The sequence below is a fragment of the Streptomyces sp. NPDC057638 genome, assembly GCF_042800315.1.
Classification (GTDB): domain Bacteria; phylum Actinomycetota; class Actinomycetes; order Streptomycetales; family Streptomycetaceae; genus Streptomyces.
In genome coordinates this window covers 74,727-81,815 of the sequence record NZ_JBHVHF010000003.1, presented here as the reverse complement: position 1 = coordinate 81,815, position 7,089 = coordinate 74,727, and the positions used below count along the sequence as shown (strand labels likewise).

The following is a 7,089-nucleotide window of genomic DNA, read 5'->3' as shown; positions in this document are numbered from 1 at the left end:
CCTCCGGGGCCTCCGGCGCGTTGCGTGCCTCCGGCGCGACGGGTGCGGTGGGTTCGGTGGGTACGGCGGGCGCCACGGGCGCGGGCGCCGGGGCGTCCGGCGCGTTCCGCGCCTCCGCTCCTGCGCCTGTTTCGGGGTCCGTCTCCGGCTCGGGGTCCGCCACGGCCGAACCGCCGTCGACGGCGGCGCCGACCGTCGGGTGGGGCTCCGCCGACCTCGGCACCCCGACCACCCTCGTCCTGCTGCGGCACGGCGAGACCGCCCTCACCCCGCAGAAGCGCTTCTCCGGCAGCGGCGGCAGCGATCCCTCCCTCTCCGAGGCGGGCCGCCGCCAGGCCGAGGCCGTCGCCACCGCGCTGGCGGCGCGCGGCACCATCCAGGCCATCGTCAGCTCACCGCTGGCCCGGTGCCGGGAGACCGCCGAGGCCGTCGCCGCGCGGCTGGGGCTCGACGTCCGGATCGACAAGGGGCTGCGCGAGACCGACTTCGGCGCCTGGGAGGGGCTCACCTTCGCCGAGGCGCAGGAGCGCTACCCCGATGAGCTGGCGTCCTGGCTCGCCTCCCCGAAGGCCGCGCCGCCCGGCGGCGAGTCCTTCGCGGCGGTCACCCGCCGGGTCTCCGCCGCGCGGGACCGGCTGCTCGCCGCCGAGGCCGGGCGTACCGTCCTCGTCGTCACCCATGTCACGCCGGTCAAGACCCTGGTGCGGCTGGCCCTCGGGGCGCCGCCGGACTCGCTGTTCAAGATGGAGCTGTCGGCGGCGTCGCTCTCGGCCGTGGCCTACTACGCCGACGGCAACGCGTCACTGCGGCTGCTGAACGACACGTCCGCGCTGCGGGCCTGACGGGCGCCGTCGGCCCCGCTGACGTCGGCGCGGGCGCGCGGTGTTCCGCCGGCTCCGGCCGGCTGTTGAGGCGTACGGCCCCGTCCGTGCCGTGAGGTACGGGCGGGGCCGCTGTTCGTTTCCGCCGGGGTGGCGGCGGGGCCGCTGTCTGTTTCCGCCGGGGTGGCGGCGGGGCCGTACGGGGTCAGGAGCGCAGCGCCGCCGCCTCCGTGGCCAGGGTCTGGACGCGGGACCAGTCCTTCGCGGCAATCGCGTCCGAGGGCAGCATCCAGCTTCCCCCGACACACCCCACGTTCGGCAGCGCCAGATACGACGGGGCGCTGGCCAGGGAGATCCCTCCCGTCGGGCAGAAACGGGCCTGGGGGAGCGGGCCGCCGAGCGACTTCAGATAGGGCGTGCCGCCCGCCGCCTCGGCGGGGAAGAACTTCATCTCCGTCACCCCGCGCTCCAGCAGCGCCACGACCTCGGAGGTCGTGGAGACCCCCGGCAGGAACGGCACTCCGGACCCGGCCATCGCGTCCACCAGCCGGGGCGTCCAGCCGGGGCTGACCAGGAAGCGCGCGCCCGCCGCTACGGCCGCGTCCACCTGCTCCCCGGTGACCAGAGTGCCCGCGCCGACGACCGCGTCCGGCACCTCGTCGGCGATCAGCCGGATGGCCTCCAGCGCGGCGGGGGTGCGCAGGGTGACCTCGATGGCGGGGAGGCCGCCGCCGACGAGGGCGCGGGCGAGGGGAACGGCGTCGTCCGGGTCCTGGACGACGACGACGGGGATCACGGGGGCGAGGTCCAGTGCGGAGGTCATGGGCGTATCCTGCCCGCGCTCTCGCGCTACACGCAACGAGCGTTGCATCCTCTGCAATGAGATCGCTCGCCGATGGGACGAGAGTGGGCGCCGGGAGGCCGCCCCATGAGTCTCCTCGGCGGGTCCCGCCGGATGCCGCCGGGCGCCAGCGTGCCAGCGGGCGCCAGTGGGTGCCAGCGGGCGGCGGTGGGTGCCAGCGGGCGGCGGTGGGTGTCGGTGCGCGGCAGTGGGTGCCAGCGGGCGGCGGTGAGTGGCGGTGTGCGGCAGTGGGTGGCGCTGGACGCCACTGGATCCCATCGGATCGCGGGTGATCGCACCGGGCCCTGACGGAATCCGGCTGATCGCGGCTGGTCCCGGCGGACTCCGGTTGAACGCAACGGATTCCGGCGGGCTCCGGTTGAACGCAACGGATTCCGGCGGGCTCCGGTCCATCCCGGCTGATCCCGCCGGACCTCGTCAGAGGCTCGGCGGATCCCCTCAGTGGATCTCGGAGACCACCACGTCCAGCGACCAGGCCCGGCCCGCCCGCGCCGGAGGCTCCGCCTCCACCTGGTAGCCCAGCTCCCGCAGCGTCTCCACCAGCGCGGCCGGACTCTTGGGGCGGGCGCCCGAGATCAGCAGGTCCCGCACCAGACGGCCCTTGGTGGCCTTGTTGAAGTGGCTGACCACCGAGCGCTTCTCCACCCCGTCGACCAGCCGCGCGTGCAGCACCCGCACGGTCGCGGTCCGCCCGGCCAGCTCGCCCTGGGGCTTCCAGGCCGCCGTGTACGCCGAGGACCGCAGATCCAGCAGCGGACCGCTGCCCGCCGCCTCCGGGATCGCGGCCTGGAGCGGCTCGCGCCAGTGGGAGGCGAGCGCGCCGAGTCCCGGCAGCCGCACTCCCATCGAGCACCGGTAGGAGGGGATCCGGTCCTGGACGCGCACCGCGCCCCACAGTCCCGAGCACACCAGGAGCGAGGAGCGGGCCCGGCGCCGGGCGTCCGGCGGCAGATCGGCCAGGCCCAGCGCGTCATAGAGCACGCCGGTGTAGATCTCGCCCGCCGGGCGGGTGGGGCCCGTGAGCAGGGCGGCGTTCTTGGCGACCTCGGCGCTCAGTCCCTCGCTCAGACCGAGGACCTCACGGGCCTTGGCCGCGTCGGCGGCGCACAGCTCGACGAGTTCGGTGAGAACCGCGGTACGGGCGGGAGTCAGGGAGGGCAGCGAGAGCGCGTCGGGACGGAGCGCGGCCCCGCGCCCGGGGGTGGCCTTGCCCTCCGAGGGCGGCAGCAGCACGAGCACGACGGGTCTCCTCCTGGAGGGTTCGCGGCGGATTCTCAGCGGATGTTCTCACCGGGCGGTCCGGCCGGGCGGTCTCGCCGGACGGTCGCACCTGGCGGTCCTACGGGATCGGGCCCACCCCCCGGCTAAGCCCTCCGCCACCCTACGCGCTCCCGCCATCGTCCCTGCTCACGGCTCCCCGGCGGGCCCGATGACGGAAGGGCCACCCCGCCCGTACGCCAGCGGTGTCAGTGGACGGGTGGCGTCCGGGGCGATGGCGAGCAGTCGCACCGGGGGACGTAGACGCTGTCCTCGGCCGCGAAGGACTCCTCCTCATGGGGCAGCAGCTCACCCACCAGCGGCCCCGAGCAGTCGCCGTTGTCCATCACGTACACCTTGATGCGGGTCTCGTTGCGCACGGTCAGGGCCGAGCGCCCGTCCCCCGCGTAGCAGCCCTGCGGATCCGGGTACGCCACACCGGCCACGCTGATCCAGCCCTGGGCCGCCCGCGCGCTCTGGGGGAGGGAGATGGTGAGCGTGAGCGCCGCCCCCACGGCCAGGAGTGTGGTGATGATTCGACGCATAGCGCCTCCTGATGATCCAGTGGTCACCGTGAGTGACCCCCCTTCGCTTCAACGTAAGCGCTGACACATGTGCCCACAGTCACTCGCACGGGTGATACACGGCGGGGTGGCGGCGGAGCCCAGGCAGGACAAGGGCGCGGCCCCCCGACCCCCCGTGGCGCGTTGTCGCGAGAACGCGTGCGAACACGCCGGGTGGCGTGCCCGGACCGCCGCCAGCCCCTGCCGGCGCCTCTCCGCTCTGGGGCACGCCCTTGTCGGCTCCTGCCGGCTCCCATGAGCTTCTGTTGGCTCTTGTCAGCGCTCTTGCTCGTTCTCACTGAGCTTCCGGCGGCTTCCGGCGGCTCTTGGCAGACGCCGACGGTGCCCGGCCGTCGGCGTGCCGGGCGCCGCTCCCCGTCCTACGCTCGGTCCCATGTCCCGCCGCGTCCTGCGCATCACCGGTCCGGCCCAGGCGCCGCCGCTGGTCGCGCTGCGGCGGGCGCGGGCCGGTCTCGGACTGCCCGGCGCGTTCCCCGATCCCGTACTCGCGGAAGCCGACGCCGCCGCACGGCGCCCCCGGGCCACCGCGTCCGAGACGGTGCCGCTGCCCTTCCTCACCGTCACCCGGCCCGGCCGCCCCACCCCCGGAGAGGCCCTCCACCTGGCCCGTCACGCGGACGGGTTCCGTCTCCACTACGCGGTCGCCGACATCGCCGCCTTCGTCACGCCCGGCGGCGCCGTCGACCACGAGGCCCACCGCCGCGTACGGACCCTGGCCCTGCCCGGCCCCGACGGCGCCATCCCCCTGCACCCGCCGACGCTCACCGCCGCCGCGAGCCCTCTGCCGGGACGGGCCGTACCCGCCCTCCTGTGGCGGATCGACCTCGACGCGGAGGGCCGCACCCTCGCCACCGACCTGCGGCGCGCCACCGTCCGGGCCGCCGCCACCGTCGCGGAGGCCCCCGCCGAGCAGCGCGCGCTCCTGCGGGAGGCCGGACTGGCCCGCCGGACGCTGGAGCGCGAACGCGGCGGGATCTCCCTCCCCGTACCCGAAGCGGAGGTCATGGCGGCGGACGGCGGATACCGGCTCGTCTACCGCGCGCCGCGCCCCGACGACGGCTGGTGCGCCCAGCTGGCCCAACTCGTCGGGCTGGTCGCCGCCGAGATCATGGCGGCCCTCGGCACGGGAGTCCTGCGCACCTCGCCCCTCACCCCGGACGGCGCCGTCGCGCGGCTGCGGCGGTGCGCGTCGGCGCTCCGGATCCCCTGGCCCCACCACGTCTCGTACGCCGATGTCATCCGGTCCCTCGACTCCCTCGGCTCCCTCGACTCCCTCGGCTCCCTCGATCCGGGGCTGACCCGCCACGCGGCCTTCCTCCAGGAGTGCGGCGACCTGCTGCGCGGCGCCGGGTACACGGTCTTCACCGGCGGCGCGCCGCCCGACTCCGAACCCGCGGTCCACGCGGCGGTCGCCGCGCCCTACACCCACTGCACCGCGCCCCTGACCCGGCTCGTCGACCGCTACGCGGGCGAACTGTGCGCCGCCGAATGCGCGGGGCGCGGTGTGCCCGAGTGGGTGCTCGAAGCCCTGGAGGCGCTCCCCGCCGAGATGGCCGACGGCGACCACCGCGCCGACGAGGCCGAGCGGGCGTCCGTGGCCATCGCCGCGGCCGCGCTGCTCACGGGCCGGGCCGGTGAGATCGTCGACGGCGTGGTCGTGGAGGTACGGGAGGACGATCCCACCCTCGGCACGGTCCAACTCCTCGACCCGCCCGTCCTGGTACCGGTGGCGGGCGCCGCCGCGCTGCCCCTGGGTGAGCCCGCCCGGTTCCGCCTCGCCCAGGCGCCACCGGACGACGCGGCCGTACTTCTGCGCCCGGTGTGACGCGGCTATGTTTCTGCGTCTGGTGTGACGCGGCCGTGCTGCCACGGCCGGTGTGACGCGACTGTGTTCCTGCGCCCGGTGTGACGCGGCGCGCACCCCCGTCGCCCGCCGCGCCCCTCACCGGCCCTCGGCCTCCGGCTCCCGGGCCTCGGCTGCTCAGCCCGGTGCCCCCTGCCGCCCCACCCGGCGCACCAGCTCCGCCGGGTCGTCGGCGTGGAAGCGGACCGTATGGGCCGTACCGCGTCCACCCAGGGGCCGCCGGTAGGGCAGTGGCCGGGTCAACTCCACCGTGACGGTGGTCTGGCCACCGACGATCAGCTCCAGCGAACCGTCCTCCCGGGGCTGGACGAGCCTGCCCGACGGGTAACGGCGCTCGACCCGGGCCCGGACGATTGCCTCGGCCGGGACGCGCAGATCGAACAGGGCGCCGTACCGCAGCCGCAGCGAACCATCGGCCGCCACCACATGCGGACGCGTGACACAGGCGGCGTGCATTCCCACCATCAGCACCAGCCCGTAGACATGCACCACCAGGGTGACGCGGTGGACCAGTGGCCAGGGGATCAGCATCGCCAGCGCCGCGGTCTCCATGGCGGACACGACGATGAACCCCCACACCATCGCCGTCTGCGGGCTGGTGTAGGGCAGCGCGTGACCGTCGCGCGGGACCGCGTGACGCCGCCGGGCCACCCACAGCCCGAGACTGTGGAAGGTGCGGAGCTCGTGGACGAGCAGGCGGCGCGTGACCCGGAGGGCTGCGCGCGCCCCCCGCCGCCGCGCCGGGGCAGCGGCCCCCGCCGCGCCGCTCCCGGCCACGCCGCCGCGCGGCTCCCCGCCCACGGAGGACGTCACCGCCGCTCCCCCGTCCGCTCGGCGAGCGTGGCGATCATGTGCTGGACGGCGACGGCCTGGGCCGGGGCGAAGTCGGCCAGGTACGCCTCGCCGAAGGCCCCCTCGATGCCCGCCGTGCCCCCCCAGGCCCTCCGCCATCAGCCCGATCAGCTCGTCCGGCATCAGCGCGGCCAGCTCCTCGCCCAGCGGCCGGGCCCTGGGGTCGTCCGGGGCCGCGTCGGCGAGGGTGTCCAGCCGTTCGTACACCGCGTGGGCGCGCGTGGCCAGGGAGGCGTCCTCGGTCAGCGGCCGGAGCGCGGCGAAGAGCCGCGCGCGGTCCTCCGGCGCCAGCACGCTGTCCAGGAGGGTCAGATGCTCGCGGTCCTTGGCCGCCATGGGGGAGACTTCGGTACCGGGCCCGGACCCCGGCCCGAGCGCCCCGAGCAGCACCCCCAGTTCCGGCGAGACGGGCCCCTCGGCCGCCAGCCGTCCTCGCGCGGCCTCGTCCCGCAAGCGCCTTATGGTGGCGCGCCGAGCCGCGAGATCGGCCTCCTGACGGGCGAGATCCCCGTCCAGCTCCTCCAGCACCTCGACCAGTTCCCGGCCCGCGTCGTCGGCGAGCACATCCCGTATCTCGGCCAGCCCCAGCCCCAGCTCGGTCAGCCGCCGGACCCGGGCCAGGACGACCGCGTGCCGCAGCCCGTAGTCGCGGTAGCCGTTGGAGCGGCGCTCCGGTTCCGGCAGCAGTCCGCGGTGGTGGTAGTGACGCACGGTACGCGGCGTGACGCCGACCAGGGCGGCGAGCTCTCCGATCCTCATGGGGACCACCTCCTCATGGCCCCCAGTGGAAACCATGACGTCGCGACAAGGTCAACGCGACGGCGCCGGGCGGCCACCGGGGCGGCCCGG

6 protein-coding genes and 1 pseudogene are annotated in these 7,089 nt (G+C 75.6%); 2 read left to right on the top strand and 5 right to left on the bottom strand.

What is annotated here, in order from left to right; all coding sequences use genetic code 11:
- The coding region (locus ACFVIM_RS01060) for a histidine phosphatase family protein (RefSeq protein ID WP_384297078.1) at positions 1 to 842 on the top strand (842 nt) is incomplete at its 5' end.
- 184 nt (positions 843 to 1,026) lie between these two features.
- On the opposite strand, the gene ACFVIM_RS01055 is transcribed toward ACFVIM_RS01060, so the two are convergent.
- From ACFVIM_RS01055 to ACFVIM_RS01045, 3 genes are all read right to left on the bottom strand, one after another.
- Entirely contained in the window at positions 1,027 to 1,644 is a 618-nt protein-coding gene (locus ACFVIM_RS01055) for a bifunctional 4-hydroxy-2-oxoglutarate aldolase/2-dehydro-3-deoxy-phosphogluconate aldolase (protein WP_384297076.1), read from the bottom strand.
- Between the two features lie 477 nt (positions 1,645 to 2,121).
- Positions 2,122 to 2,922, bottom strand: coding sequence for a peroxide stress protein YaaA (gene yaaA, locus ACFVIM_RS01050; RefSeq protein WP_384297075.1), 801 nt, complete (start codon positions 2,920 to 2,922; stop codon positions 2,122 to 2,124).
- Between the two features lie 227 nt (positions 2,923 to 3,149).
- Entirely contained in the window at positions 3,150 to 3,485 is a 336-nt protein-coding gene (locus tag ACFVIM_RS01045; RefSeq protein WP_384297074.1) for a hypothetical protein, read from the bottom strand.
- A gap of 412 nt (positions 3,486 to 3,897) precedes the next feature.
- On the opposite strand from ACFVIM_RS01045, the gene ACFVIM_RS01040 reads away from it, so the two are divergent.
- Positions 3,898 to 5,349 carry an RNB domain-containing ribonuclease gene (locus tag ACFVIM_RS01040; protein ID WP_384297072.1) on the top strand — a complete coding sequence of 484 codons (1,452 nt, stop codon included), beginning with the start codon at positions 3,898 to 3,900 and terminating at the stop codon, positions 5,347 to 5,349.
- A 156-nt stretch (positions 5,350 to 5,505) separates the two neighbouring features.
- Here ACFVIM_RS01040 and ACFVIM_RS01035 read toward each other — a convergent pair whose 3' ends face one another.
- Positions 5,506 to 6,201, bottom strand: coding sequence for a hypothetical protein (locus ACFVIM_RS01035; RefSeq protein WP_384297071.1), 696 nt, complete (start codon positions 6,199 to 6,201; stop codon positions 5,506 to 5,508).
- Positions 6,198 to 6,999 (bottom strand): annotated as a pseudogene (locus ACFVIM_RS01030) (MerR family transcriptional regulator). The gene ACFVIM_RS01035 and the pseudogene ACFVIM_RS01030 overlap by 4 nt, the downstream one beginning before the upstream one ends.
- Between the last annotated feature and the right edge of the window lie 90 nt (positions 7,000 to 7,089).

Bases quoted from the DNA above. Each gene is read 5' to 3' on its own strand.
- ACFVIM_RS01045 (WP_384297074.1), bottom strand. From the start codon at position 3,485: ATGCGTCGAATCATCACCACACTCCTGGCCGTGGGGGCGGCGCTCACG.
- ACFVIM_RS01055 (WP_384297076.1), bottom strand. From the start codon at position 1,644: ATGACCTCCGCACTGGACCTCGCCCCCGTGATCCCCGTCGTCGTCGTC.
- ACFVIM_RS01040 (WP_384297072.1), top strand. From the start codon at position 3,898: ATGTCCCGCCGCGTCCTGCGCATCACCGGTCCGGCCCAGGCGCCGCCG.